At 44.0% G+C, this 24,532-nt stretch carries 24 protein-coding genes and 5 tRNA genes; 8 read left to right on the forward strand and 21 right to left on the reverse strand.

Annotated features, from left to right (window positions below):
• Nucleotides 1-15 precede the first annotated feature (15 nt).
• The gene (gene yicI, locus ACFP56_RS19320) at nucleotides 16-2,337 is read right to left on the reverse strand and encodes an alpha-xylosidase (RefSeq protein WP_379237665.1); all 2,322 of its coding nucleotides are present in this window, start codon (nucleotides 2,335-2,337) and stop codon (nucleotides 16-18) included.
• 153 nt (nucleotides 2,338-2,490) lie between these two features.
• Here yicI and ACFP56_RS19325 point away from each other — a divergent pair, with 153 nt between their 5' ends.
• Both ACFP56_RS19325 and ACFP56_RS19330 read left to right on the forward strand, forming a co-directional pair.
• Nucleotides 2,491-3,405: a helix-turn-helix transcriptional regulator gene (locus tag ACFP56_RS19325; RefSeq protein WP_379237667.1), complete on the forward strand. Its 915-nt coding sequence runs from the start codon at nucleotides 2,491-2,493 to the stop codon at nucleotides 3,403-3,405.
• 150 nt (nucleotides 3,406-3,555) lie between these two features.
• The gene (locus ACFP56_RS19330; RefSeq protein ID WP_379237669.1) at nucleotides 3,556-3,783 is read left to right on the forward strand and encodes a 3-dehydroquinate dehydratase; all 228 of its coding nucleotides are present in this window, start codon (nucleotides 3,556-3,558) and stop codon (nucleotides 3,781-3,783) included.
• Nucleotides 3,784-3,915: 132 nt separating this feature from the next.
• Here ACFP56_RS19330 and ACFP56_RS19335 read toward each other — a convergent pair whose 3' ends face one another.
• From ACFP56_RS19335 to ACFP56_RS19355, 5 genes are all read right to left on the reverse strand, one after another.
• Complete coding sequence (locus ACFP56_RS19335; protein WP_379237671.1) at nucleotides 3,916-5,169, reverse strand: MFS transporter; 1,254 nt, start codon at nucleotides 5,167-5,169, stop codon at nucleotides 3,916-3,918.
• A 291-nt stretch (nucleotides 5,170-5,460) separates the two neighbouring features.
• Complete coding sequence (hflC, locus tag ACFP56_RS19340; RefSeq protein ID WP_379237673.1) at nucleotides 5,461-6,324, reverse strand: protease modulator HflC; 864 nt, start codon at nucleotides 6,322-6,324, stop codon at nucleotides 5,461-5,463.
• Nucleotides 6,325-6,338: 14 nt separating this feature from the next.
• A complete protein-coding gene (gene hflK / locus ACFP56_RS19345; protein ID WP_379237675.1) occupies nucleotides 6,339-7,397 on the reverse strand; it encodes an FtsH protease activity modulator HflK in 1,059 nt (352 codons plus the stop codon).
• Nucleotides 7,398-7,538: 141 nt separating this feature from the next.
• The gene (locus tag ACFP56_RS19350; protein WP_379237677.1) at nucleotides 7,539-8,021 is read right to left on the reverse strand and encodes a hypothetical protein; all 483 of its coding nucleotides are present in this window, start codon (nucleotides 8,019-8,021) and stop codon (nucleotides 7,539-7,541) included.
• A gap of 76 nt (nucleotides 8,022-8,097) precedes the next feature.
• Nucleotides 8,098-9,006, reverse strand: coding sequence for a copper amine oxidase N-terminal domain-containing protein (locus ACFP56_RS19355; RefSeq protein WP_379237679.1), 909 nt, complete (start codon nucleotides 9,004-9,006; stop codon nucleotides 8,098-8,100).
• Nucleotides 9,007-9,132: 126 nt separating this feature from the next.
• On the opposite strand from ACFP56_RS19355, the gene ACFP56_RS19360 reads away from it, so the two are divergent.
• Together ACFP56_RS19360 and ACFP56_RS19365 are read left to right on the forward strand one after the other, a co-directional pair.
• Nucleotides 9,133-11,154 (forward strand): DUF2339 domain-containing protein, encoded by a 2,022-nt coding sequence (locus tag ACFP56_RS19360; protein ID WP_379237681.1) that lies wholly within the window; start codon nucleotides 9,133-9,135, stop codon nucleotides 11,152-11,154.
• Between the two features lie 199 nt (nucleotides 11,155-11,353).
• Nucleotides 11,354-12,844 (forward strand): GGDEF domain-containing protein, encoded by a 1,491-nt coding sequence (locus ACFP56_RS19365; protein ID WP_379237683.1) that lies wholly within the window; start codon nucleotides 11,354-11,356, stop codon nucleotides 12,842-12,844.
• 38 nt (nucleotides 12,845-12,882) lie between these two features.
• Here the strand turns inward: ACFP56_RS19365 and ACFP56_RS19370 are convergent, their stop codons facing one another.
• A complete protein-coding gene (locus ACFP56_RS19370; protein WP_379237684.1) occupies nucleotides 12,883-13,488 on the reverse strand; it encodes a TetR/AcrR family transcriptional regulator in 606 nt (201 codons plus the stop codon).
• Between the two features lie 193 nt (nucleotides 13,489-13,681).
• On the opposite strand from ACFP56_RS19370, the gene ACFP56_RS19375 reads away from it, so the two are divergent.
• Entirely contained in the window at nucleotides 13,682-14,242 is a 561-nt protein-coding gene (locus ACFP56_RS19375) for a hypothetical protein (protein WP_379237686.1), read from the forward strand.
• Between the two features lie 100 nt (nucleotides 14,243-14,342).
• On the opposite strand, the gene ACFP56_RS19380 is transcribed toward ACFP56_RS19375, so the two are convergent.
• The 4 genes from ACFP56_RS19380 to ACFP56_RS19395 all read right to left on the reverse strand — a co-directional run bounded on the left by ACFP56_RS19380 (nucleotide 14,343) and on the right by ACFP56_RS19395 (nucleotide 17,170).
• On the reverse strand, nucleotides 14,343-15,224 hold the full coding sequence (locus ACFP56_RS19380) for an AraC family transcriptional regulator (protein ID WP_379237688.1): 882 nt from the start codon (nucleotides 15,222-15,224) through the stop codon (nucleotides 14,343-14,345).
• Between the two features lie 98 nt (nucleotides 15,225-15,322).
• Nucleotides 15,323-15,916 carry a TetR/AcrR family transcriptional regulator gene (locus ACFP56_RS19385; RefSeq protein ID WP_379237690.1) on the reverse strand — a complete coding sequence of 198 codons (594 nt, stop codon included), beginning with the start codon at nucleotides 15,914-15,916 and terminating at the stop codon, nucleotides 15,323-15,325.
• Between the two features lie 28 nt (nucleotides 15,917-15,944).
• A complete protein-coding gene (locus ACFP56_RS19390) occupies nucleotides 15,945-16,730 on the reverse strand; it encodes a DNA alkylation repair protein (protein WP_379237692.1) in 786 nt (261 codons plus the stop codon).
• Nucleotides 16,731-16,732: 2 nt separating this feature from the next.
• Nucleotides 16,733-17,170 (reverse strand): VOC family protein, encoded by a 438-nt coding sequence (locus ACFP56_RS19395; protein ID WP_379237694.1) that lies wholly within the window; start codon nucleotides 17,168-17,170, stop codon nucleotides 16,733-16,735.
• 218 nt (nucleotides 17,171-17,388) lie between these two features.
• Between ACFP56_RS19395 and ACFP56_RS19400 the strand changes: the two genes are divergently transcribed.
• Complete coding sequence (locus ACFP56_RS19400; RefSeq protein ID WP_379237696.1) at nucleotides 17,389-18,138, forward strand: stalk domain-containing protein; 750 nt, start codon at nucleotides 17,389-17,391, stop codon at nucleotides 18,136-18,138.
• Nucleotides 18,139-18,367: 229 nt separating this feature from the next.
• On the opposite strand, the gene ACFP56_RS19405 is transcribed toward ACFP56_RS19400, so the two are convergent.
• From ACFP56_RS19405 to ACFP56_RS19430, 6 genes are all read right to left on the reverse strand, one after another.
• A tRNA-Leu gene (locus ACFP56_RS19405) sits at nucleotides 18,368-18,453 on the reverse strand.
• Nucleotides 18,454-18,497: 44 nt separating this feature from the next.
• A tRNA-Lys gene (locus ACFP56_RS19410) sits at nucleotides 18,498-18,573 on the reverse strand.
• 43 nt (nucleotides 18,574-18,616) lie between these two features.
• Nucleotides 18,617-18,691 (reverse strand) — tRNA-Glu (locus ACFP56_RS19415).
• Nucleotides 18,692-18,843: 152 nt separating this feature from the next.
• Nucleotides 18,844-18,934: transfer RNA gene (locus ACFP56_RS19420), tRNA-Ser, on the reverse strand.
• Between the two features lie 4 nt (nucleotides 18,935-18,938).
• A tRNA-Asn gene (locus tag ACFP56_RS19425) sits at nucleotides 18,939-19,014 on the reverse strand.
• A gap of 43 nt (nucleotides 19,015-19,057) precedes the next feature.
• Entirely contained in the window at nucleotides 19,058-19,528 is a 471-nt protein-coding gene (locus ACFP56_RS19430; protein ID WP_379237698.1) for a SprT family protein, read from the reverse strand.
• A gap of 96 nt (nucleotides 19,529-19,624) precedes the next feature.
• On the opposite strand from ACFP56_RS19430, the gene ACFP56_RS19435 reads away from it, so the two are divergent.
• Both ACFP56_RS19435 and cmpA read left to right on the forward strand, forming a co-directional pair.
• Nucleotides 19,625-19,984, forward strand: coding sequence for a hydrolase/acyltransferase (locus ACFP56_RS19435; RefSeq protein ID WP_379237700.1), 360 nt, complete (start codon nucleotides 19,625-19,627; stop codon nucleotides 19,982-19,984).
• Nucleotides 19,985-20,156: 172 nt separating this feature from the next.
• Nucleotides 20,157-20,312, forward strand: a complete 156-nt coding sequence (gene cmpA / locus ACFP56_RS19440; protein WP_379237702.1) for a cortex morphogenetic protein CmpA — start codon at nucleotides 20,157-20,159, stop codon at nucleotides 20,310-20,312.
• A gap of 65 nt (nucleotides 20,313-20,377) precedes the next feature.
• Here cmpA and ACFP56_RS19445 read toward each other — a convergent pair whose 3' ends face one another.
• The 4 genes from ACFP56_RS19445 to ACFP56_RS19460 all read right to left on the reverse strand — a co-directional run bounded on the left by ACFP56_RS19445 (nucleotide 20,378) and on the right by ACFP56_RS19460 (nucleotide 24,496).
• Nucleotides 20,378-22,534, reverse strand: coding sequence for a Tex family protein (locus tag ACFP56_RS19445; RefSeq protein WP_379237792.1), 2,157 nt, complete (start codon nucleotides 22,532-22,534; stop codon nucleotides 20,378-20,380).
• An 85-nt stretch (nucleotides 22,535-22,619) separates the two neighbouring features.
• A complete protein-coding gene (locus ACFP56_RS19450; protein WP_379237704.1) occupies nucleotides 22,620-23,270 on the reverse strand; it encodes an MBL fold metallo-hydrolase in 651 nt (216 codons plus the stop codon).
• A 1-nt stretch (nucleotide 23,271) separates the two neighbouring features.
• Nucleotides 23,272-23,838, reverse strand: coding sequence for a thioredoxin family protein (locus tag ACFP56_RS19455; RefSeq protein WP_379237706.1), 567 nt, complete (start codon nucleotides 23,836-23,838; stop codon nucleotides 23,272-23,274).
• Between the two features lie 46 nt (nucleotides 23,839-23,884).
• Nucleotides 23,885-24,496 (reverse strand): DedA family protein, encoded by a 612-nt coding sequence (locus tag ACFP56_RS19460; RefSeq protein WP_379237708.1) that lies wholly within the window; start codon nucleotides 24,494-24,496, stop codon nucleotides 23,885-23,887.
• Between the last annotated feature and the right edge of the window lie 36 nt (nucleotides 24,497-24,532).

A 24,532-nucleotide genomic window follows, 5' to 3' on the forward strand; every position in this document is an offset into this window, starting at 1 on the left:
TAACCTATAACTGAATTATGCTAATTGAATCGTAAAGCTAACATCGCCTACTGCGCCAAGTGAGATTACACCTGCGTCAACCTGTGCATCAACACCTGATACAGACGCTGCTGTCGCTTCGCCCTTAACGGCAATAGATAGCGGCTTGCTGGCACCTTTCAGCGTAACTGCAATAGCATGGCCACTGCGGGACGCTTCAACAGTTAATGCTGCTTTGCCGTTTACATCTCGAACGATGGAGCTTACGTTTACGCCTTCTTGCAGATTATGAAGCTGCAGCTGTACGCCATCTGCAAAATCATAATCAGGACGATTATCTACGGCGCCTACAGCCAAAATACTGTTTTCACGAACAAACAATGGCAGGCTCATAAAGTCGTGCGTTTCTGTTCTCCATACTCCGCCTTGCACCGTTTCACCTGTGAACAGATTGTTCCATTTGCCTGCTGGCAAGTAGTAGGTTACTTCCCCTTCTTCTGTAAATACAGGAGCTACAAGGATGGAGTCACCAAGCATGTACTGACGATCAAGCTGTTCGACTGCCGGATCACCATGGAATTCAAGCACCATAGAACGCATCGCTGGGATGCCTTGCTCATGAGCTTGAACAGCCGTGTTGTACAAGTATGGCATTAACGAGCATTTTAGCTTCGTAAATGTGCGTGTAACATCAACGGCCTCTTGATCGTAGTCCCAAGGCACACGATAGGATTTCGATCCATGCAAGCGGCTATGACTGGACAATAAGCCGAACTGAAGCCAACGCTTGAACACGTGGCTCGGCGCCGTGTTTTCGAAGCCGCCGATATCATGACTCCAGAATCCGAAGCCCGACATGCCTAGTGACAAGCCGCCACGCAAACTCTCCGCCATTGATTCATAGTCCGCATAGCAATCTCCGCCCCAGTGAACCGGGAACTGCTGACCGCCAGCTGTTGCTGAACGAGCAAATACGGCAGCTTCGTTTTTACCAAGTTTCTCTTCCAATACTTCAAACACGCATTTGTTATATAGCTGTGTATAATAGTTGTGCATTTTTTGCGGGTCAGAGCCATCGAAGTATACAACATCGGTAGGTATACGCTCACCGAAATCTGTTTTGAAGCTGTCTACTCCCATATCTACCAATTCGCGAAGATACGATGCGTACCACTCGCATGCAGCTGGATTCGTAAAGTCTACCAGCGCCATGCCTGGCTGCCACAGATCCCATTGCCATACGTCGCCGTTAGGTTTTTTCACAAGATAGCCATTGGCTGCCCCTTCTTCAAACAGACGAGAGCGCTGTGCAATGTAAGGATTAATCCATACACAAATTTTCAAGCCGCGCTCTTTCAAACGCGCTAACATGCCTTCCGGATCAGGGAAGACCGATTCATCCCATTTGAAATCCGTCCAATGAAACTCCTTCATCCAGAAGCAGTCAAAGTGGAATACATGAAGCGGAAGATCGCGCTCAACCATGCCATCTACGAAAGAGTTAACCGTTTGCTCATCGTAATTAGTAGTAAAGGATGTGCTAAGCCATAGACCAAATGTCCACGCTGGCGGCAGCGCAGGACGACCTGTTAGCTGCGTATAACGATCAAGCACACCTTTCATATCTGGCCCATCAATGATGAAGTATTCAAGTGATTCGCCTTGCACGCTGAATTGAACCTTTTTCACTTTTTCAGATCCAACTTCAAGCGATACGAGCTCAGGCTGATTAATGAATACACCGTAGCCTTTATTCGTGATATAGAACGGAATATTTTTATACGCTTGCTCAGAGCTTGTTCCGCCATCCTGATTCCAGATGTCTACGGTTTGTCCGTTTTTAACAAACGGTGTAAAGCGCTCACCAAGACCATATACCCATTCGCCTACGCCAAGATCAAGCTCCTCACGCACGTATGCCTTTTGCTTGCCTTCTGTAATGTAAGCCATTGATTTTTGCTGGCTGCCTGTTAGACGCTTGCCGTTGCGCAGGAAATCTACCTTCCATTCCGGACCTTTAGCAATACGAACACTCAAGTTGCCGCTAGTCAGCATAGCATACTGGTCATTCTCTTCAATAACAGCATGGCTCTCAGCTGATTTGGTCAGCTCGAAATGAGGACCAACATTACGTACTCCTGCATGGTGAATGATTTTCACGCCAATTACGCCAGGGAGCGGTGAATGAAATTGAATGGTAAGCAGCATCGTATCAAGCATGTTGGCACGCGTTACAATTGGACGCGGTGCAGCGTATGCTGTCAACACGCCGTCTTTCTCGTAAAAATCATGTGCTTGAACTGCTCCTTGAACCGTAAATTGCTCATGGATTAACCAGTTTCCATTTTGAAATTTCATTGGTTCGGCACAACCTTTCTATTGTTAAATTTTGAAGTTTTGGACAGTAATATATGTGTTATACTTGCATTATAGTGATATTTTTTTATTAAATCTAACAGAATAATGCTGGTTTATAGCACGATTTTGACGTTTAGAAGGCAGGTGTCACGATTGGATCTCACAATTAAATCAACCCTTAAAGAAAATCGCAGGCACGGCAACGATTCCTTTCCGCTTGCATCCTACTGGATTGATCAAAATATCGCAGGCGCACCAATATTGGAATGCCACTGGCATGATGAGGTTGAGTTCTTTTATGTTGCAGCTGGCGAGGTGCTATTCCAGCTGGACACGGATTATTTTCCTGTGCGAGCAGGTGAAGCTGTATTTATCCATAGCGGAGAAATCCATGCAGGACACTCCTTTAACGATTCTACCTGTATGTATGGTGCTATCGTATTTGATGCGCAGCTGCTGGCTAGTCCAACCTTTGATCATATTCAGGCGAATTATATTGCTCCCTTACTCGATCGTACGCGAAGCTTTCCTGTCCATATTACTGGTGCTTCACGCTGGGAAAAGCAGCTGCTGTTTCAGCTGAGAGAGCTATTGTCGATCTGTGATCAATGCGATCCCGGGTATGAGCTGGCTGCCAAGCAACAGCTGCTCTCCATGCTTCACACGATCGTTCCCCAGGGACGTCACGTGAATCGCAGCAAACGAGAGCTGACCGATGCAACGAAAACACTTCGCTTGAAAAAAGCGATCAGCTATATTCAGGAGCATTATCAGCAGCCGATTAAAATCGCAGAAATCGCTGGGCAAATTCCAATGAGCGAGGGTCAGTTTTGCCGATTCTTCAAGAGCATGACGCGACAGACGCCGATCGAATATGTAAACTCCTATCGTATCAGGCGCGCTGCAGAGCTGCTGCTTGATCCCGGCAGCAAAGTTTCTTCGGTCGCGATCGATGTTGGCTTCGATCATATGAGCTATTTCGTGAAGGTATTCAGACAGCAAATGAATTGTACACCCACTGAATATCGAAAGCGGATGCTGCATGCGAGTGCAGAAACAGTGCGATAATGAGAATTATGATACGCAAATGAGGAAACTTTCATGAAAAATCGGACAATTTTATCTAATTCAGTCTAATTTTAACCATTTTTTTAAGGTAATCTTAAGGTTCGCTCTTTACACTATACGTAAACTATCGTAGTGTTGGAGGTTGGTAACATGACAACTACACTCGTATTCCGTAATCAAAGTATTCCAGTTTATATGAGTGAACAAAACAAAAAAGCGATGCGCAAGCTGGAGGCGATTCTGAATCGCAAATGGGAAACAGGCAAGCAAGCATTAAAGCAGTGCCTGGCAACCTTAATCAGCATTGAAATTGTCGGCTCTGAGGCAACGCTGCATGCTCTAACCGAGCATCATTCTTTAACCATTTCGTTATATTAAACAGACATGGTACAAGCTTGTGCTTGCGTCTGCTCAAGCTCGTATCCCAACATAAGAAAAAGCCAAGCACAGCCTCCATGGCTGAGCTTGGCTTTTTCGATTGTTATAGCTAACTTTATATCTGAAAAGACATTACTGTAATGATTTTGCTGCCTTTGGCTTATTTCGATTTCCCCACATAAACAGAAGCGTGCCTGCCCATGCAAACATGGAAGCTACGATAAGAATAGCGTTAATATCAAGTGCATCCGTCAGCGATGTGCCGAGTATTGGACCAATAGTTCCTCTTATGCCGAACGCCATCAAATGAAGGCTGAATACAACTGCTTCACGACCAGGCGCGATTTTGAAAATAAACGCCATAATCCCGATATCCCATATCGCTTCCCCAATACCTTGAATCGCATTCCCGAACAAAATAGCAGGGAAAGTCCCCCATAGACTGTACAGCATAGGAACAACTGCATAAGCGGCTATTCCTATTAGAAGCGTATACTTGATGTCGAGCCGATCAATCATTATTCCACCTAGCCAAAACGTTAGCAGCAGCGCAATATAGTAAGCCACACGCGTATACCCAATCTCCGTTAAGCTAAGTATGTCAACCTGAATAATTTGATAGAGTGGAACCGAAATCATGTTGCCAAAGCCCGAAAACGTCGTAGCAAGCAAAAAAATAGCTAGCAAGCGATTGCTTTTAATAAGCTGTAATTGCTCAAGCAGCTTTTGCTTGCTTCCCACCCTCGCAACTTCTTGCAAAGCGCGTGCCTGAATGCTGCCTTGCTTGGAAACTTTAATTGAATTAAAAATACTAACCGAAATAAAGCCTGCAATCGCCGCAGCAATTAGTGGGCCACGCGGACCGAGCATATCAGCCCAGCTGCCGACCATAAATGCCAGTGGAATCATCAAAATCCCCATTCCAACACGGACATATCCCATTAAGCGTCCACGAATATCTGAAGGATAAATTCGGGATACGAGTGCTGCATAAGCAGGTGCTTGGATGCCCATCAGCAGCTGAAACAATACGGCTGTTACAACAAACACATTAGGATCGGGAAAGATTGCCGGAAATAATAGCAGCAAGCGTCCAACCATATTCGGATAAATCGTAAAAGGTTTCGGGTTGGTGCTTTTCTCAATCCATGAAGCCCAAATCGGCGAAAAAATCAAGCCGATTGCTGGAGCTGCAGATAAGATCCCTACCTGTAGATTGGATGCGCCAGCCTGTGCCGCAAAGGTAACATAGTATTGATTCATTACAACGTTAAACAAGCTGAAAAACAACGTAGCTACAAAATCAACTCTTACATTCCACCACACTCGCGGCTGCATATGCATACCCAATGCGTAATGATGATGGGGTTTATTTCCTTGTGCCATGTTCAGTTACCTTCTCTTTCAGTATTCACATCGTACTGTCCGAGAAGTAACATACTATATCCCAAGCGTTTTGTATAGTGCATATTTATGTTATTTTATTTAATCAGTAATTGCTGATAACTATTGATTGCTCTACCGTATACGCTAGTTTATAGACTCGAAAGATTCGTTAATGTTAGCGCTATTAAACCTATTGTAAATACGAGTATTGTTCATGAGTCTTTATAAAAAACAGCCCTCTATCAACAACGTTGTAGAGAGCTGTGCTGTAACGTATTCAATTTGGTAAAATTACTGTCCAAGTAAAACTCTCGCATATGGAGAATCGATTGGCAGCATAATAACAGGTTCATTGCTAAGCGTTACGACATAGCTTTCAAGCGTACGATATAAGTTGTAAAATTCCGGATCCTTGCCATACGCCTCATTGTAAATTTTAGCAGCCTCCTGCTCGCCTTCCGCTACGATTTTCTTCGCGTCAGCTTCCGCTTGTGCAATCAGCTCCAGCGCAGTACGATCTGCTTTAGAAGTAATTTTGTGAGATTCCTCGTCACCTTCAGACAAGTAACGAGCGGCAATTGATTCACGGTCGGAAATCATACGATTATAGACGCTTTCCTTGTTGCTATCTGGCAAGTCCGTTCGTTTAATACGGACATCAACAATTTCAATCCCATAATTGTCACGCTGCAGGGCTATCGCAACATCATTCGTAATTTCATCGTTGAGATCGCCTCGTGCTGTTTCTTCACTGATGATCTCATCGTAGTTGACCTCTGATAGCTTGCGTCGAACGGCATTATAGACTGCCTCATCGATACGGCGTGTACCTGCTGATACTGTATGACTCGTTTTATGAAACTCTTCGGGATTGCTGATTCTCCAGACTGTGAAATTGTCAACCCAAATCACTTTTTTGTCCTTCGTCATAATTTGAGTTGGTGCATTTTCATAGGTCATCTGGTACTTTGGAAGCTCAGATATATTATCAATAAACGGTACCTTCAAGTATAGGCCTGGTTCACTCTTGGCATCAATTGCTTCGCCAAAACGCAATATAATTTTATATTCGCCTTCTTTAACAATGAACAACGAGCTTGCTGCTAAAATAACAAGAATGATTGCCGCTGCAATAGTGATATACCACTTTTTCATAGCTAATTCCTCCCTTACTGCGTAGACGTCTGTGAGTTATTTGTACTGCTTGAAGAACTTGAAGAATTCGTGTTCGTTCTTGATGTAGATGTGTTAGAACGATTGTTCATCAGTTCATTCAATGGCAAATAGCTTACAGTGTCGCTGTTAGAGTTCGTAATGAAGATCTGTGCATTAGGAAGAATTTTTTCTAATGTTTCCAGAATGAGACGACTTTCCGTTATGTCTTTGTTGTTTACGTATTCTTCATAGATCGCGTTGAATTTGGCTACATCCCCTTGTGCATTAAGAATACGAGATGCCTTTTCCCCTTCAGCCTGTTCAATAAGTGCTTGAGCCTCGCCTCGCGCCTTAGGTATGCGATCATTTTCATACTTCATCGCGTTGTTGATTTTGGTGTTCTTTTGCTCGCGTGCATTGGTTACCGCACGGAATGCCTCTGATACCTCACCGTCTGGCGGCTCAATATCCTGGAATTTCAAATCAATAATTTGAATGCCCGTATCGTACTTATCCATAAGTTCAACTAACATAATGCGGGCTTGCTCTTGAATTTCTGTTTTTCCATCTGTAATCACGTAGTCCAGCTTCTGTGACCCGATAACAGAACGAATCGATGCGATGGATGCATTTCTAAGAAAGGTTTCAGGATGCTCAATATTGGTGAGATAGTTTTTAATGTTGTTAATTTTCCAAGTAATAACCGCGTCCGCAGCGACAATATTCTCATCACCTGTTATCATCATCGCTTCTTCTTCAACGACTTGATCACCGCTAGCCGTTTCACGATAGCCGACCGTCAAATTTTGTGTTAGCTCTGCTGGTACAATTCTTACTTGTTGGATCGGATGTGGCAGCTTAAAGTGAAGCCCCGACCCCTCTTCATGCGTAATCTTACCAAACGTATACACTGCTGCTCTTTCCCGCTCCTCCACCGTATAAAACGATGTCGACCCGATGTATAGAAGTGCTACTACTATAATCGCAAGCGTTGTAAATTTGCGAACCGACTTCATGTTTACCTCTGGTTTTTTTGGTGGTTCTGGATTTGGATTAATTGTTTCAAAGCTCATGTACGGCTCTCCTCTCGGTTGTATTTGATAAGTAATACGCTACCGTCATAATTTGGTCACAGTTTTTTCAGATTTATTTAAGGTTAGCGTTGTTTAAAGCATCGAGAAGGTTGCTGCATCACACAATAGCTAGGGTTAGAACTAGGGGCGAAGGGGATTCTGGTTGAGTTTCATCGTTACGTAATTGCAAATGAATTCTGTCCCGTCATTAATGCAATAGGACTCAATGACAATCGGCTGCTCTTTCGCACGCGCCGATTGAATGGTCAACTCCAGACTTCCTTTTCCCTGTTCAATGATATCGGATAAACGCTGTACCGAAGCTTCTCTAGTTTCTTCTGGAAAAATTTTCGAGATATCCTGTAACGAGGTTTCGTATGGCTTGATTTCCGAAAGCCCGGTCAATGTATAGAACTGTTGATTTGCACCTATCACATGCAAATCAGCGGATAGAAGCACAACACTTTCCGTTTGGGGTTGATGTTTGCTCTTTGCATGTCTAATGCTGCGCAAATGGTGTATATGCAGTGGAAGATCCCGAGCAATAAACCATAACAATATGATTATTCCTGCAGCTACAGCCAAATACCACCAATTTTGCGTAAGGTTCCATTGTTCAAACATACTACGCTCTCCTTCGATTTCAATAATTAAAAAGTGTAGCACGTTCATCTGAAAAATATTTGAACATTCTGCCCGATTATTTTGTATTGAACAGCGTTACATATAGATCAATTCCGCCTGCCTCATCGCTGAAAGCAGCAAGCTCTATCTCGGTATAGCCGAGCTGCCATGTGGCTGTCAGTTCCGCTTCTCCAGCTGCAATGCTCTCGGCAAATCTTTCAACTTCTTCATGATAGTCGGCTGCATCATAGAAATACAGCTCATCACGATACGGCAATCCAAAATGAGCCTCCAAATGATTATAAAGGGTTCCGATTGCTACTAACGCTTCATCATTAGTCCTGTCTTTCATGTCTACCATATAGTCGATGCTATACAGCTTGTTTTCACTAAAATGAAAAATTGGATAGGTCGAGTAGCCTGCCAGAGCAACTGCGTTATATGCTAAAGTAAAGGCATTTTTCTCCAACAGCTCCCCTTTTTCACTGGCAAGCACTGCATCAAGTGAGTCGTCCCAACGATGTTCTCTCATCCATTGCGAAAGCTCTGTCTTTTCAGGTGCAGAGGTAATCGTGACCGTGCGCTGCTTGCCATCCCATACGACTTTCGCCCCAGTAGCTTCGCTAATAAAACGCAGCGGCACAAGCGTTCTTCCGTTCCTTACTTTTGCGGGGACTGCCATCTTCACTTCCCTGCCGTTTATCCAAGCTGTTTTATTATCAATTGCTACGTACATCAATACGTAATCGTTATAGCCTGTAATCATTTTTTGCTGTTGGTTCCACGTATATTTCATTCCTAGTGCTTTAAACACTGTTGTGTACTGAACGAGTGTGGTATTATTTGTCATTATCGGCTCTACATCAAAAACCAACTGTTTACCGTCTACAAACACTTTAATAGGAGCATTGGAAGAAGCAGCAGAAGCCATTCCTGGTGTTGCGAATAATGCAAGCATAAGTACCAGTGTCAGCCATTTTTTCATGATTCACATTCTTCCCTTCTATTTTTTTGTCTTGATGGCATATCAATCTGTAACGCAGTTCCTTTATTAAAATGTTCATTATATGAATCAATTAAGGAGGAGATTCCAATCGATTGGAATAAAAAAGTGTCGGAGCTTGAACAACGGCTAGCTGCCGTGGAGCTGGAGCTGCATCAGCTAAAGTCACGTTCCGCCGCCTTGCAACAACATCCTGAAAAACCATCTCCTATGCACAGCCAGCAGCAGCCTGTACCTCCTGCAGCCTACAGGCAGGAGCACAATCAGGCGAAGCAGCCCGCTCCAGACATACCGGGTTTCAATCAAGGCACACAGCCTGCTCCAGGCATGCCGGGATTCAATCAAGGCACACAGCCTGCTTCAGGCATGCAGAGTGTTAATCAACCGCAACAGCCTGGATCAAGAGGTCAAGGCTACAATCAGATGCCGCAGCCTAACCCGGGGATGCATCCCCCCGCGTCACGACCTGCTCCAGGGGTGCAAGGATTCAATCAACCGCAGCAGCAGCCAGGTCCGGGGAGGCAGCATTACCATCACACACAGCAGCAAGCTGCTTTTAACGCAGAAAGCTATCAAGCTTCGCCTTGGAATGCTGCACAGCAGCCTGAAAAGCGAAGTATGGAAAGTGTACTCGTTAAGTATGTGCTGCCTATCGTATTTATTATCGTGCTTCTTATCGGGATTTTGATGCTGTTTATTGCAGGCATTGCTTTTGGTCTTATAACAGAGCCTGTGCGCTGCTTGCTAGGACTAATTCTTGCAGCAGGTATGTATACCGTCGGATTGATTCAGCAGCGAAACAAGCGTCGACCGATACTCGGCAAGTCTTTACTTGGTGGAGCCCACGGCGTACTGCTGATTACGATATCGGTTGCTCATTTGTCCTATGAGATCATTGGGGTAGTATCAGCGGCTCTGTTCTATCTATTATCCTGCGGGCTTGTTATTTTCTCTGCCATACGCTGGCGTTCACAATTACTTGTTTGCATTGCCATCGTCTCAGCGTATATATGCGTATTTTTAATTGATACCAACCAAGTCCATGCCGTACCGCTATTGCTCATTCAGCTTCTAATCTCGGTAAGCATGATTATACTTAGTACTAAATTGCGCTATCGCATAGCAAACGGTCTTGCATATTTCCTGCTCCATTTCTCGTTAATGGCTACAAGCAGCATCTATGACCAAGCGAATAATAGCTTTTTAATTGCAGCTCTTCTAACCCAGCATCTCGTTGTTTTTGTTCAATATATGAGAAGCAAACAGATTTTACCTGAATATCACGTCATGCAAGCGGTTGGAGTTTTGGCCATTATGAGCTGGATGAGTTATATTTACAGCAGTCAAAGTGTTGTGTTTTCTGCTGTTTCACTTTTAATAGCTGTTTCTTATGCCGTATCGATTCTTTACTATGAGCGTCAAGAGTTGGCAGAGAATCACCCAGGCAAGCCGCATCAACTAAGAATTGAAATAAGCGTATTGATTTCAGCCTTTTCACTGCTCTGCTTCTTCATAAATTTGCTAGGCAGATCATATTTGGAGCTTATGCTTTACGTAATTGGAGTGGTGTTAATTCTTTATGGCTTAAGAGATAGACATTATTTGCTGCGCTGGATTGGAGCGGCCTTCAGCTTCATTGGGGTTGTAGGAGTGATGTTTAGCCCTCTTAAGGCAATCTTTTCTTATGAGGTACTGTGCTGGGTTGTTATATTGGCAAGCTTCCTGCTCATTTATCATGAATGTAAACGCTGCTTCGAAGAAGAGAAGCTTTCATCTGAATTTCTGTCAACAGTCCTTTGGATTGAAGCAGCTCTTGCCTTTTGGTTTGTTACTATTATGGCCAACTTGCTTGGAAAAGAGCTGGGCTCACCAGACTCCGCTCCATATTTCGTTTCTTTTGCTTGGCTATTCTATGCGATTGCGGCTATTGTTATTGGGACGATGCGACAACTTTCCAAGGCACGTTTGACAGGAATTATTCTGTTACTGGTCATTGCGGTAAAAGTGGTATTTATTGATATTACCTTCCTCAACATTTTGATCAAATCACTGCTATTTACCGTGTTAGGCGGAGTTGGTATAGGAGTTTCGTATTTCCTATACAACAAAACCGATAATCAAAATAAATAAGTGTTATAAAACAGAGAGAAGCAAACCCTTCATTTAGACTTAGCAGAAGGGATTTGCTTCTCTTTTTCTATGTTCCTATCGAGCTATTTTAATATAGAAATCGCGATTTTCGACAAATTAATTAAATTCTCATTCAAATACTAGGCGAATTTACCTATAATAGATAAAAGCATCAATGAACTCTAACGAGGTGAACCCATTGGAAAACAGCTATAAGCTCAAGCTCTCTGCAACAATGATTGTTTTTACATTAGTCATTTCGATTGTATTAACAATCTCCAATTATGTTCACCTGAGGGACGAAGCGTTAAATCATGAATTAGACATACTTAATGAAAAAGCTAACTTGCTTATTTATGCACTAGAAACGAGTGAAAAGGCCAACATTGTTATTAATGACAATCTTGAAGCTCGGATGCGAAATACGACCAATTCACTAATGAAACTCTATGAATCTACTCATTCCTTTGATGAATGGGATTTTGCTAAGTTAAGCTCGCAATATAGGTTGGATATCTTTATCATCAATAATCAAAATAAAATTATATACAGTAATGTAGATCATGATATTGGTCTGGACTTCAATCAATGCTGCGGCAAACTTGTCAAGACGTTAGAAGAACGACGGGCATCTGGGAAGTTTTATGCAGACGGTCTTGATGTCGAGCAGGCTACGGGCGCTATTAAAAAATACAGCTATATGAGTACAGCGGATAAAGACTATATCATCCAGCTTGGCTTTACGTGGACGAATGAAACGATATTTGAGCAATTCAACTTTTTATATACGGCTGAAAATATTAGACGTTCTCATCCTTCTATTTTAGATATTAATGTTCTCAATATAGGAGGCTTATCCTTAGGCAAATCAGAAGAGGAGTATTTCATACGAGGAGAACAGCGTGCCGCTTTCGAGCGTACATTATCAACTCATGAGTCTACCATGCTCGATAGCACATGGAACGGCGAGGAAGCCATTTATTTGTATGTGCACTACCTCTCTCCCTATGATACGGGGACAACCCAAAGCAAGGTGCTTGAGATTGTATACAGCAAAGAAGAGCTTATTGAATCTTTAACAGAACAGAAAAAGATTTTTATTTTGCGCATATTAAGTGTTCTTGTCGTGACAGTCATCCTTGCTATATTTATTTCCAGATGGATCGCAAAACCTATTTACCTGGCCTTTCACGATAGTTTGACCAATCTGGGCAATCGAGCTTATTTTGAAAAATTTGCAGGTAAGAATCTGAAGGCTAACCCGATCGCGTTCACCTTGTTGATGATTGATATGGATAATTTCAAGAAGGTCAACGACACGTTCGGTCACGATCATGGGGACAAGCTGCTTAAGAAAACAGCAGATATTATGAGAAATGCGGTTACAGAAGATGAAACGATATTCCGTATGGGCGGGGATGAATTTATTATTGTCTCACTGCATAGTAACAGAGCGCGAGCAGAACAAATCGCCAAGCAGCTTATCGATAGCTTCAATGAGCAAATTTCTTCGGAATACTCGCCAGATATTATACTGTCTCTAAGCATAGGCATCGCAATTGCTCCTATTGATGGAATCGATGTTGACACTTTAACCAATAAAGCTGACATCGCCTTATATGATTCGAAAAAAAGCGGAAAAAATCAATATGCTCTATACGATCAGGAACACCTTCGAGGAAATGGATGATTGATCCATGAACCTCGAAGGTGTTTTCTTCGTAACTACTATTGCACTTGTCTATCTCCTGCAAGTCCATAAAAGAACAACTGAAGCATGTGATCAAGCTCCTGTTGGGTTGTTGTTAATTCCGGAGTGGACTCACGCCAATAACGACTAAGCTCGCGTTGAAACAGCATAAAGTAACGCATGATAACAACGTCCGATTGGGACTTGCTTATATACCCTTCCTTCCGCCCAAGCGCAACATATTTTTTGAAAAAATCGGTTAGTTTTTGCTCCGCATAATCATCCATTGATTTCAGCATGTCATCTTGCTCCTGAGATGACAGTTGCGGGAGCTCATTCGTTAGCTTCTTAAGATTTTCAGCCTCTAACAGCATAATTTGCTTCGTCTTCTCAACAAAGGTCAGCTCAGCATTCAATATACTTTCATAGTGCTGCAGCTGCTTATCCATCCAGTAAAACAAACTATCAGCATATAGCTGCTCCTTCGTTCCAAAATAATTGTATATCGTAGCAGGTGAAACCTTCGCTTGCTGGGCTATTTCGTTCACACTAATTTTTTGAAAGCCATACTTGAAAAACAGCTCTATTGCAGCAGTATAGATTTGTGCTAGCTTCTTTTGCTTACGTCGTTCGAAACCGTCCATGTGACTCACCTCTTCTGTAGCATACTTAAAGTTTTGGAGTATATCAAGTTTTTCAGTATAAAACATTGAAATTGAGCGTATCTATTTTTATAATAGTTTTATACTAATCATATCTAATCACTACAAAACTTTGAAGTAGCATCTTGTGTTTATTGAGAATTTGGATGGAAACGAAATGATGGGAGTGAAAACAATGAAACAGCATCAAGTTCCTTCTTATTTGCACGAACTATTTGGTGAAAAGCAATCTAGCGGCGTCATGATTATGATTTTTCTATTTGGCGGTGTATTGACGGCATTGTTGTATGTGGTTTTCCCAGAGATGACATCTGCTTTGCCAGTGTGGCGAAGTGTTTTGGCATTGCTACTCATCTTTGATGTTTTTTGCGGCTGTATTGCAAACTTTACTGCATCAACGAGCAACTTTTATGCAACGAGAAAGCGTACGAGGCTCATCTTTATTTCTGTTCATATTCATGTAATTTTGATTGCACTGCTGTTGTCCAATGATATCGTGCATGCGCTGATCGTATGGGCGTATACAATCGCCTCCGCGTTTATCGTTAATGCCCTAATTGGTCGGCAATCACAGTTAGTCACTGCTGGCTTGCTCTTATCGATCGGTCTTGGCTGCATGCCAATGCTTCCTGACATCCCTCCCTATATGCTGATTATTAGCTCATTGTTCATGCTTAAGGTGATGTTCAGCTTCGCAGTTGATCACTACAATCAAGCAAGGCAGCAATTACGATAGTCTATCACGTTCTCAAAGAAAAAATGAAGCGTTGAGGGCCTAAGCTGCTCAGCGCTTCATTTTTTAGTAAAAAAAACCTCAATTAAACTGCCGTTGATTCTCAATATCCATTCTTCTGGATTTTAGCCACTGGAAGCCATAATTCTACATCAACCTCAGTGTAGATTTGTTTTGCACCAACCTCAATTTCCGGTCCAACTTGAAAAGTCGGTCCCTCGATCTGCTCATAGCCTGAGGATGGAAACCACTCACCATAGATGCGATGCCATTTCTCTTTTGACCAAGGTATTTTAATTTGAAAAACTGCCCAGGTTTGTCCGGGGATCGTTAGAGCGCTTAAATGACTCGGACAAGGCTTCGTTGTGGCAACAGACATGTAATAATCATAATCACGGCTCTGACGTACACCTTCGCCGACATCCACATGCAACATGCCAAAGGGCTCTGCATCATTTAGCGATTTCAACTCGTTATACGTCTCCTTTGTTGTCTTTAACCAAACCTCTTCCACACCTGGGTGCTCGCCCATCTCGATTGCCGTCACCTTGTTTTTTATACCGACAACTTGAAAAGCATCCTTTTGTACGATTCTAAATTTCATCGGCTCGCTACCTCCTATTGATAATCGAAAGGTCATTGGAGGATAAGCTTTTAACGATCCGCTGCACGTTCTCATTTCTGTTGGTGTTATGCCGTGCATCGCTTGAAATGCTCGAGTAAACGCATCGGGTGACTGATAACCGTATTTTAATGAAATGTCTATCACTTTGGCTGTTCGATCCTGTAGTTCCAACGCTGCCAGAGTAAGACGTCTGCGCCGGATATAATCCTGCAGCGAAATTCCTGACAGGAATGAAAACACTCTCTTGAAGTGATAGACTGAGCAGCAGGCACGCCTTGCAACTTCAAGCTCGTCGATCTCAGTGTCTAAATGTTGTTCAATGTAATCCAATGCCTCATTTAAATGCTGCAGCACATTCATCCAATAACCTCCCTTCACCTATAGGTTAGCAGCAAACTTTGCCTCATTCCCTGCAGAACCGATTCAACTTCTGCAGGATACCATCGCTCCACCAAGCATTATGATGAGATGCGCCTGAAGCCTTCGAGAAAAACGCTTAGCGCGTTCATCGCTTCATCCAGTGCACTTTCGTTCAGCGCTTCCTTGGCTAGCCAAAGCGCCATTTCATTTAGGCCACCAGATATAAAGTAGGTCGTTACCTCGAGTGGCGCTTGACGCAAGCAGCCCTGCTCCTGCATCGTTTGCAGCTGAGCGCGCAAAAGCCGCATCGAGTGCCGTTGGTCCATTGCTCTCCACTCTTCCCAGCCTAAAATCGCTGGCCCATCTACTAGCATAATCCGTTGGTTGCGCTCCTCGACTGCTGCCATAATAAATGCGCGACAGCCCAAAAGAAGCTGCTGCCATAAATCTTCGCTAGTCGAAGCAGCTTGCTCCACTTTGTCGGCAACCTCCTTCTGCACAACCTCTAGTACGCTGCGAAACAATTCCTTCTTATTTCGAAAATGATGATACAGCGCACCTCGGGTTAGATTCGCTTCTTGCACGAGCGATTCTAATGCCGTATCCGCATAACCATACTCTGTAAAATGAGTTCTTGCGATATCAACCAGCTGACGAATCGTTTCGGTTGTCTCTTCCTTACCTCTTCTCATAACCGATATGCTTCTCCATTCATATTTTCTACCTGTTTACTCTATCTAATAAATTTGTAGCAGCTGAATCATTCGTTTTGACCAGCGTTCTTAAGGCACGCCGAATGGTGCTCGCATCATGTAACCTGCCTGATTCCAGCTGTTTAACCATCCACTCTATTGTGACGTCTTTGAAATCCTTCGTCAAATCGTTCAAATGATTTGCGACAGACTTCCGTACATAGGCTGATTGATCATTTAATAGCAGCTCTAGCAAAGCAAGATTGACCAACGGATCGCCATATATGGCATTGATCCGCTTGGCCCAAGGCAAGCGCGGACGCGTACCTTCGCTGACCAACCGACGTACATGAGCATTCTCATCACTGGCCCAAGCATGTAATTTTTCAACCGTTTCTGCAGGATAGCGAAGCAGATAAGGACGAATCGCATATTCAGAGGTATGACGCTTGGTGATTTCATATAATGCTGCCATAGATAGATCAAAATGCTCCAGCCCATAACACTCCACGAAATAGGCGATCGGCATTAGGAAATATCCCTCAGTAAACATGCCCTCCTCCTTCTCAATCTCCGGACCTATGATGCTTAGCAGGATGTGCAGTTGCTCGGGATACTCCAAATTAATCGCCTGACGTAATTGCTCAGCGATAAGCTGTACACGCTCCTTTAGCTCCAGCGGCTCTACCTTCTCTTCAACTGCTTGTACAAAGCTTTGCGTCGGAAATTCAGGATAGACTGGCGCAATTAGATGAGCCAGTCGCGTTGCCAATTCCCCTGCAAAATAATGCTTTAATGGCGTGTACGTCCCCATTCTCAGCTCTCCTGCTTCCAAATTTCCTCTGCATACTGACTGCTGTACTCTTGTGATGGCGGAATGACGGTGATCACATCAATGAGTACGCCGTTAGGGTCGGAAACGATAAAATGCCGCTGTCCAAAGTCTTCACTGCGAATATCGAGCTGCAATGGAAGCTTACTTTGGCGCACTAGCCGCTCATACTCAGCATCGACATCATCCACCTCGAAATTAAGAATAAGCCCCTGCACGTTCATGTTGTAGCCGTTTGGAATTGTAGTGTGCGCAGCGTCGAGGACGGCCAGCTCAAACGATTGTTCCATATGGATTAGCTTAAGACTGACGTACCATTCTGCTTCAAATACTTTTTCAAAACCGAAATGCTCCACATAAAATGCAGCTGTCTCTGCAACTTGCTCCGTTAAAATAACAGGATAAAAACTGGATGGTTTCATTGTAAAACCCCTTTCGTTATGATGCTCTCACTTTAACATACATACAGTATGTATGTAAATAGCATTCGATAACATTAACGCATCATCTTAGAGCTTTGAATACGTAATTTTCAGGAAATAACTTACAGTTATATCCTAATCTATGTTATAGTTTCTATTGATCATATTACTCGTTATAGTAATTCGTATCATACATAAACGAATGGAGTGGATATAACTTGAAGTTTAAGAAAACCATAATCGTTACGTTGTTTCTATTTTTGCTTTCTACATCCATATTAGGTGCATCAGACAATATTGTTTCCTATCTTTTCAAAGGCAAGCTAGTCATTAATAATGAAATAGTTGATTTGAAGAAAGAGATTTTTAATATTAATGGTAGTGTATATGTGCCTCTAAGAGCTTTAGCGGAAGAGACGCACGGTTTTATTAGTTATGATCATAACGATCAAACGATCTATGTGGAGCAAACGAACACCTCAACCAAAAAATCAACTATAAATGAACAAGATAAAAATGATGTATTTACTCTTGCTGCATTCTCTAGCAAACAAACTTATTCATATGGCGAACCTGTAGAAATTTGGGCGAGACTTAGCAATCATTCTGAACAGACCTTAAATCTTTCGCATGGGTTTGCTTTAATTGAGTATACGATCACGGATGAAGAAGGCTTTTCTAGTAAAGATAACTTTGGCCTTGCATTGTACTTAAGCTCGTTTGAGCCAGGAGATGAGCTACATTCTAATTTAAGTCAGAGAAGCTTATTTACCTATAATCTGAATAAATACGGACTCAATGATAATAAGGATATCCATGCTTACTTAAATGAAACGCTGCGACCTTCGGTCCTCCCTAGAGGCAACTATGAAGTTAAGATTCGTGCAGAATATTGGATTGGTGACGGTGACAATGCTAATAAACAGGCAGAGTCGCTTGAAGTATCGCTTCCATTAATCATTGAGTAGATAACTAAATCCACTAAATCTACCTAGTAAAAGAAGAAGCCGTCAACTGCGGCTTCTTCTTTTTTTGTGTGCGAGTATCCGCTACTCCTGCTGAGTCTGCAAGCATCCGATCCCACTTTGTCTCCACATTAGATTTTCAGACCATGCTCGGTATTTGTTCTAATCCGTTGTAGTAAATAGCAAAACAAAAAAAGCCCTTGCTATGCAAGGACTTAAACGTTTATATGTATGGTGCGGTAGAGAGGACTCGAACCTCCACGGGTATACACCCACCACCCCCTCAAGATGGCGCGTCTGCCATTCCGCCACTACCGCATATGGGAACAATTATCATCCAGCTGACTTACTAAGAAGAAAACTGGTGAGCCATGAAGGACTCGAACCTTCGACACCCTGATTAAAAGTCAGGTGCTCTACCAACTGAGCTAATGGCTCTCATGAACATGGTTACTCATGTGAGCAGCTCTCATAAGAATAGTGGTGACCCGTAGGGGATTCGAACCCCTGTTACCTCCGTGAAAGGGAGGTGTCTTAACCCCTTGACCAACGGGCCGCATATACTAACTTCAAAAGAGACAAGATGTATCTTAACACATCCAACTTCACATTACAACAACTTTTTTTCTAGTTTCCCTTCGCGAAACGAGCAAATAAAAAAGACCGTTAAGTTCGGTCCATTATCAGCATCTTTCCTTGGAAAAACGATGGCGGAGAAGGTGGGATTCGAACCCACGCACCACTTACGCAGTCTAACCCCTTAGCAGAGGGTCCCCTTGAGCCACTTGGGTACTTCTCCATACTGGCTCCCCGAACAGGACTCGAACCTGTGACAACTCGATTAACAGTCGAGTGCTCTACCAACTGAGCTATCAGGGAACAACAAAAGATAAAGCGGACAATTAATAATCTACCATGGTCGTTACCTTTTGTCAAGTTGTTTTATTAATAATTTTCCTCTGCACTTTCCACAGCGATATTTGCTTGTATCCATTCGTCTTTTTCGGTAATATTGCTGGTTGCAATCTGTGCATTGCAGCACATATCGATAAGGTGCCTGCTTGCTTGCGCCCCGCTCTGGCAAGGTGTTGCAATAGCGTGAACCACCCACATAAGCTAGCAGCTGCTTAAAATCTTGATCGCGATGGCGATATCCTCGATTCAACAAATGCAAATGATAGTGGCACAGCTCATGCTTAATAATTTTTTCGGTTTCTTCCTTGCCGAACGCCTGAAGCTGATGCGGACTGATTTCAATATTGTGCGAGGTCGTGAAGTACCTTCCTCCAGTTGCCTTAAGCCTGCTATTGAACGTAGCCTTATGAAGAAACGGTTTATTGAAATACTGCAGCGATACCTTTTCCACCCACTGCTGGAGCTCTTCATTCTCCATCCTTATTCACCTCCAAACTACTTGAATTGTAATCGAACTATAGGCTAAACTGTCAAGTAGAACTGCTTTTATTCGAGGGGAGAGTTTCATAACATTATGCCAACGATGCGTTACGTGCTATTGCAGCAACAATCACAGCTAACATTTGTTGAAATGCCTGCTTCACACGCTTATCAGCTTAGCGCGCTAAATTTGCGCCTTCGCAAGGAAATTGATAAATTAACGGCTGATGAAGTACCGTCTCTGCCGCTAGCTGTCGCAGAATGCGATGCAGTAGAGCTTCATTCCGATACGGTGAGCATTGTGTCCGGGCTTGATTATATCAACAAGCTGGAGGCCGAATTTGCTGCTGTTAAGGAAAAGTCATATCCACTTATTTCATTGCTTACTGAAATTCGCGCGCTTCAGGCTCAGCTAGAGCAGTGGTACGAGGAATTCGAGGAAGAGCAGCTGTAAACAAGCGTTATACAAGGGCTATGCAGTCATACCAGCTGTACATAAGGAGCTGTCCCATCTTAGGATAAGAGGACAGCTCTTTTTCTGTGCATTCACCCAGACAGGCACAGCAAGCGCCTAGAGGACATATGTTATACAACACAATGCTGCGCACGCATAAGGAGGTATAACGATGCCCTATTGGCTTAAAAACCAATTAATGAAGGCTTTTCAACGTGGAGATATACGTAAAATTCGTCTGCTTAACGATTGCTGGTTTTTTTATCGTTCGCAAGCTATTCATATGAAGCCGGATTCCAACAACAATCAATCTATGGAGCTTCATTAGAGGAGACACGAAAAAAAGGAAGCCATCTCGGTTCAATGGCTTCCTTTCTAATTTCACCATTATGCTTACTGAGGCTTTTTCATCGTTAAAGCAACACGATTTCGTTTCAAGTCTACATCGAGCACCCATACGGTAACGGTGTCGCCTACCGAAACGACATCCATCGGATGCTTAACGAATCGATTGCTAAGCTGCGAGATATGAACAAGCCCATCGTTTTTCAGTCCAATATCTACAAACGCTCCAAAATCGATCACATTTCGAACGGTACCTTTCAGCTCCATTCCCTTCGTCAAATCCTCGATCTGCAGCACATCTGTATGAAAGATTGGCGGCGGCAGCTCCTCGCGTGGATCGCGGCCTGGTCGAAGCAGGCTATCAACGATGTCCTTCAACGTAGGAACACCAACATGCAGCTTGGAAGCCAGCTCCTCAAGCTGCAGCGTCTTAAGCGCCTGATTAAGCGCTTCTGTCCCTACCGCGGCCTCTGTCATCCCTAGTTCCTTTAGAAGCGCTTGTACGACATGGTAGGACTCTGGATGAATCGGTGTATTGTCCAGCACCTGCTCACCGCCTGCAATGCGTAAAAAGCCAACACACTGCTCGTACGACTTGGCCCCAAGACGCGGTACCTTCTGCAGCTGAGTCCGTTTTGTAAATCGCCCATTTTCCTCGCGGAAACGAACGATGTTTTTCGCTAATGTACCGTTAATGCCCGCTACATAGGACAGCAAAGACGAAGAAGCAGTATTCACATCTACACCTACATGGTTTACCGCTGATTCCACAACAGCTCCAAGCGATTCCTCTAGCCTTTTCTGGGTAACATCATGCTGATATTGACCAACACCAATCGCCTTAGGCTCTATTTTCACAAGCTCAGCTAGTGGATCCTGTAGGCGTCTTGCTATCGAAACCGCGCTGCGCTCCGCTACATCAAGCTTCGGAAATTCCTCGGCAGCAAGCGGTGAAGCAGAATATACCGACGCACCGGCTTCATTGACAATGATGTACTTCAATTCCTTAGCACGCGAGTGGCGCTTAATTAGATCCGCAATAAATTGCTCCGTTTCCCTTGAAGCCGTTCCGTTCCCGATGACAATCAGCTCAATCTTATACTTGTCGATCAGGGAGACAATCAGCTTTTCAGCCTCCGCTGTTTTATGGTGCGGTGCAGTCGGATAGCATACGCCTACCTCCAGCATTTTCCCGATATCATCGACAACAGCAAGCTTGCAGCCTGTACGGAACGCCGGGTCAACACCAAGCACGATTTTACCGCGTACAGGAGGCTGGAGCAGCAGATTGCGCAGGTTAGCCGAGAAGATTGTTATGGCATGCTCCTCCGCCTTATCTGTCAATTCACCGCGCACCTCACGCTCGATAGAAGGCGCAATCAGGCGCTTGTAGGCGTCCTGTATAACCTCCTCAAGCAGCTGTACTACCTCTGACTTGGCATAGCCTTTAATTAAGCCTTTGTAAATATACTGCTCAATTCTAGCAACATCTACCTCAAGGCCAACCTTGAGCACTTCTTCACGCTCGCCACGGTTAATTGCCAAAATGCGATGCGGCGGCAGCTTCGCGATCGGTTCCTGATAGCTATAATACATTTCGTACACACTTTCAGCTTCCGCGTCCTTGGCAGTCGTGCGTAGAATGCCTTGACTGAACGTAAAGGTACGTACCCAGGTACGGATTTTCGCATCGTCTGCCAGCTGCTCAGCGATAATATCTTTGGCGCCAGCAAGGGCATCTTCAGCTGATGCAACTCCCTTTTCCTCACTCACATAGCGCGCTGCCTCGTTAAGCAGATCACTCCCCTTCTGCTCGAGCAGCCACTCCGCAAGCGGCTCAAGGCCTTTCTCCTTCGCAACACTTGCTCTTGTTTTACGCTTTTGACGATAAGGTCGATACAGGTCCTCAACCTCTTGCAGCTTCACAGAGGCTTGAATGGCAGCTGCCAGCTCCTCGGTCAGCTTGCCCTGCTCCTCGATTAACCTCAGCACCTCTTCCTTGCGTGCTTCCAGATTGCGCAAATACTGTAGCTTGTCCTCAATCGCGCGAAGCTGAACCTCATCCAGCTCTCCTGTCATTTCCTTACGATATCTCGCGATAAATGGTATCGTATTGCCTTCATCGAGCAGTTCTACAGCTGCTTTTACTTTTTTCTCAGGCAGCTCCAGCTGTTTTGCGATTTCCTTTGTCATATGCAGTGACATCTCTATATCCCCATCCTTTTCTCCATCTATCGCGTCAGGCAACAGAAGCATCCCTAAGCTTTATCAGGAATGCTTCCGACAACGTCTATGCTAATCGTACAAAAGGATTGTTGGCTTTTTCGAAACCGATCGTTGTCCGCGGCCCGTGGCCTGGGTATACAATGACTTCATCCGCCAGCTTGTACAATTTGTTTTGAATTGAATCGAACAAGTCTGCCTCACGGCCTCCAGGAAGGTCTGTACGACCAATAGAGGCACGAAACAGGACATCGCCAGAGAAAATATGATTGTCGCAGACAAAGCTTACGCTGCCCGGAGAATGCCCCGGAGTATGCAGCACCTGAAAGGTGTGACCAATCAGCTTAAGCTCCATCCCTTCAGCCAGTTCGTACTCAGCTGGATCTGTCGCAAGCGGAGGCGTAACATCCTGCCAGCGCATCGAGCCGTTCTTTCGCGAATCAGTCAGCCAATCCGCCTCAAGATCATGGATGTATACCGGACAATTCGCTTCCTTGCGTACCTGGTCAACCCCACCCATATGATCAAAATGAGCATGGGTCAACAGAATCGCCTCAACCTCGACATCCTTCAGCTTCTCCAGCATACGCTGGGGATTCATACCCGGGTCAATCACAATCCCTTTACGTTTGCCTGTCGATTCATCCTGAACGGTCAGGACGTAGCAATTTGTTTGCAAAGGTCCTAAAGCATAGCTTTCGATAGAAAATGTGCTCATCCTATACGCTCTCCAATATCTCGCGCAGCTCTGCTACGACATCGTTCTGATAGTCCGTTCCTTCACCGTACTGGCGCATAATTTCCGCACGTACAGCTGCCATGCGCTCTGTATAATCAGGCGCATTTGGATCAGGATTCGTTGCTTTAAAAGCTGCCATTACCGCTTGCACATGCTTCGGTCTAGGGCCCCATTGTCCAAGCACAGCGCCGCCAGTATCCGCAATAATGACAACAGGGATTGAACGTCCGCCGAACGTAAGGAATTGATCCATTGTATCAAGATGCTCCTCCATAATGAGTACATCTATCGGCACGCCGCTGTTTTCAAGCGCGTTAAACACAACTGGAATGTTGCGCACGGCATCTCCGCACCAATCTGCCATTAGAATCAGGCAGCGAAGGTCATCACGATTGTTAAGCGATTCAAAAAACTCCTTGTCATCCTCCGATGGCCATTGAAACTGTTCCTTATAAGAGACAAATTGCTCCTGATTTTTCGTCATGCCAGCGATAAATTGCTCTGGCGTAAGCCCTTTTCCAAACTTGTTTGCTACATTTTTACTCATCCTATGTATCCCTCTTCCTTCATAATGAACTACGTATATTCGCTTGTTACTTCGATTTGCGGAAACGACGCAAATACAGCACGAAAAAGATAACAATTCCAATCGCAATAATGGCATAAGCAATGTTGGAGTAAACATCCATAAATGCGACGATATCCTCCCAGCGATCACCAAGCGTTGTACCTAGCAGCACAAGCACGGTATTCCAGATCAATGTTCCAAGCGTCGTGTAAAACAAAAACGGTGTCAACTTCATGCCAGACATGCCTGCAGGGACAGAAATCAAGCTCCGTATCAAAGGAATCATGCGACAGAAAAATACTGCCTTATTGCCATGCTTGTCAAACCATGCATCAGCTCGGCGAATATCTTCCTTCTTAACGCGAAGCACCTTTCCCCAGCGGTCAATAATTTTCTCCAGACGTTCAACATCCAAAAAGCGACCAATAACATACAATACGATAGCTCCAATCAATGAACCAAGTGTCGCGATCACAATAACGCCAACAGGAGTCAGATCCGTTCTGGTTGTCATAAAACCACCAAAGGTAAGAATGACTTCCGAAGGTATAGGCGGGAAAATATTTTCAATTGCAATAAGCAGCAGTATCCCGAAATACCCGAACTTCTCCATAAATTCAATTATCCAGCTTTCCATCTTAGGCCCCCATCATTTGTTTTACTACACGATATT

The sequence above is a fragment of the Paenibacillus septentrionalis genome, from assembly GCF_042659865.1.
In the GTDB taxonomy this organism is placed as follows: Bacteria; Bacillota; Bacilli; order Paenibacillales; family Paenibacillaceae; genus Pristimantibacillus; species Pristimantibacillus septentrionalis.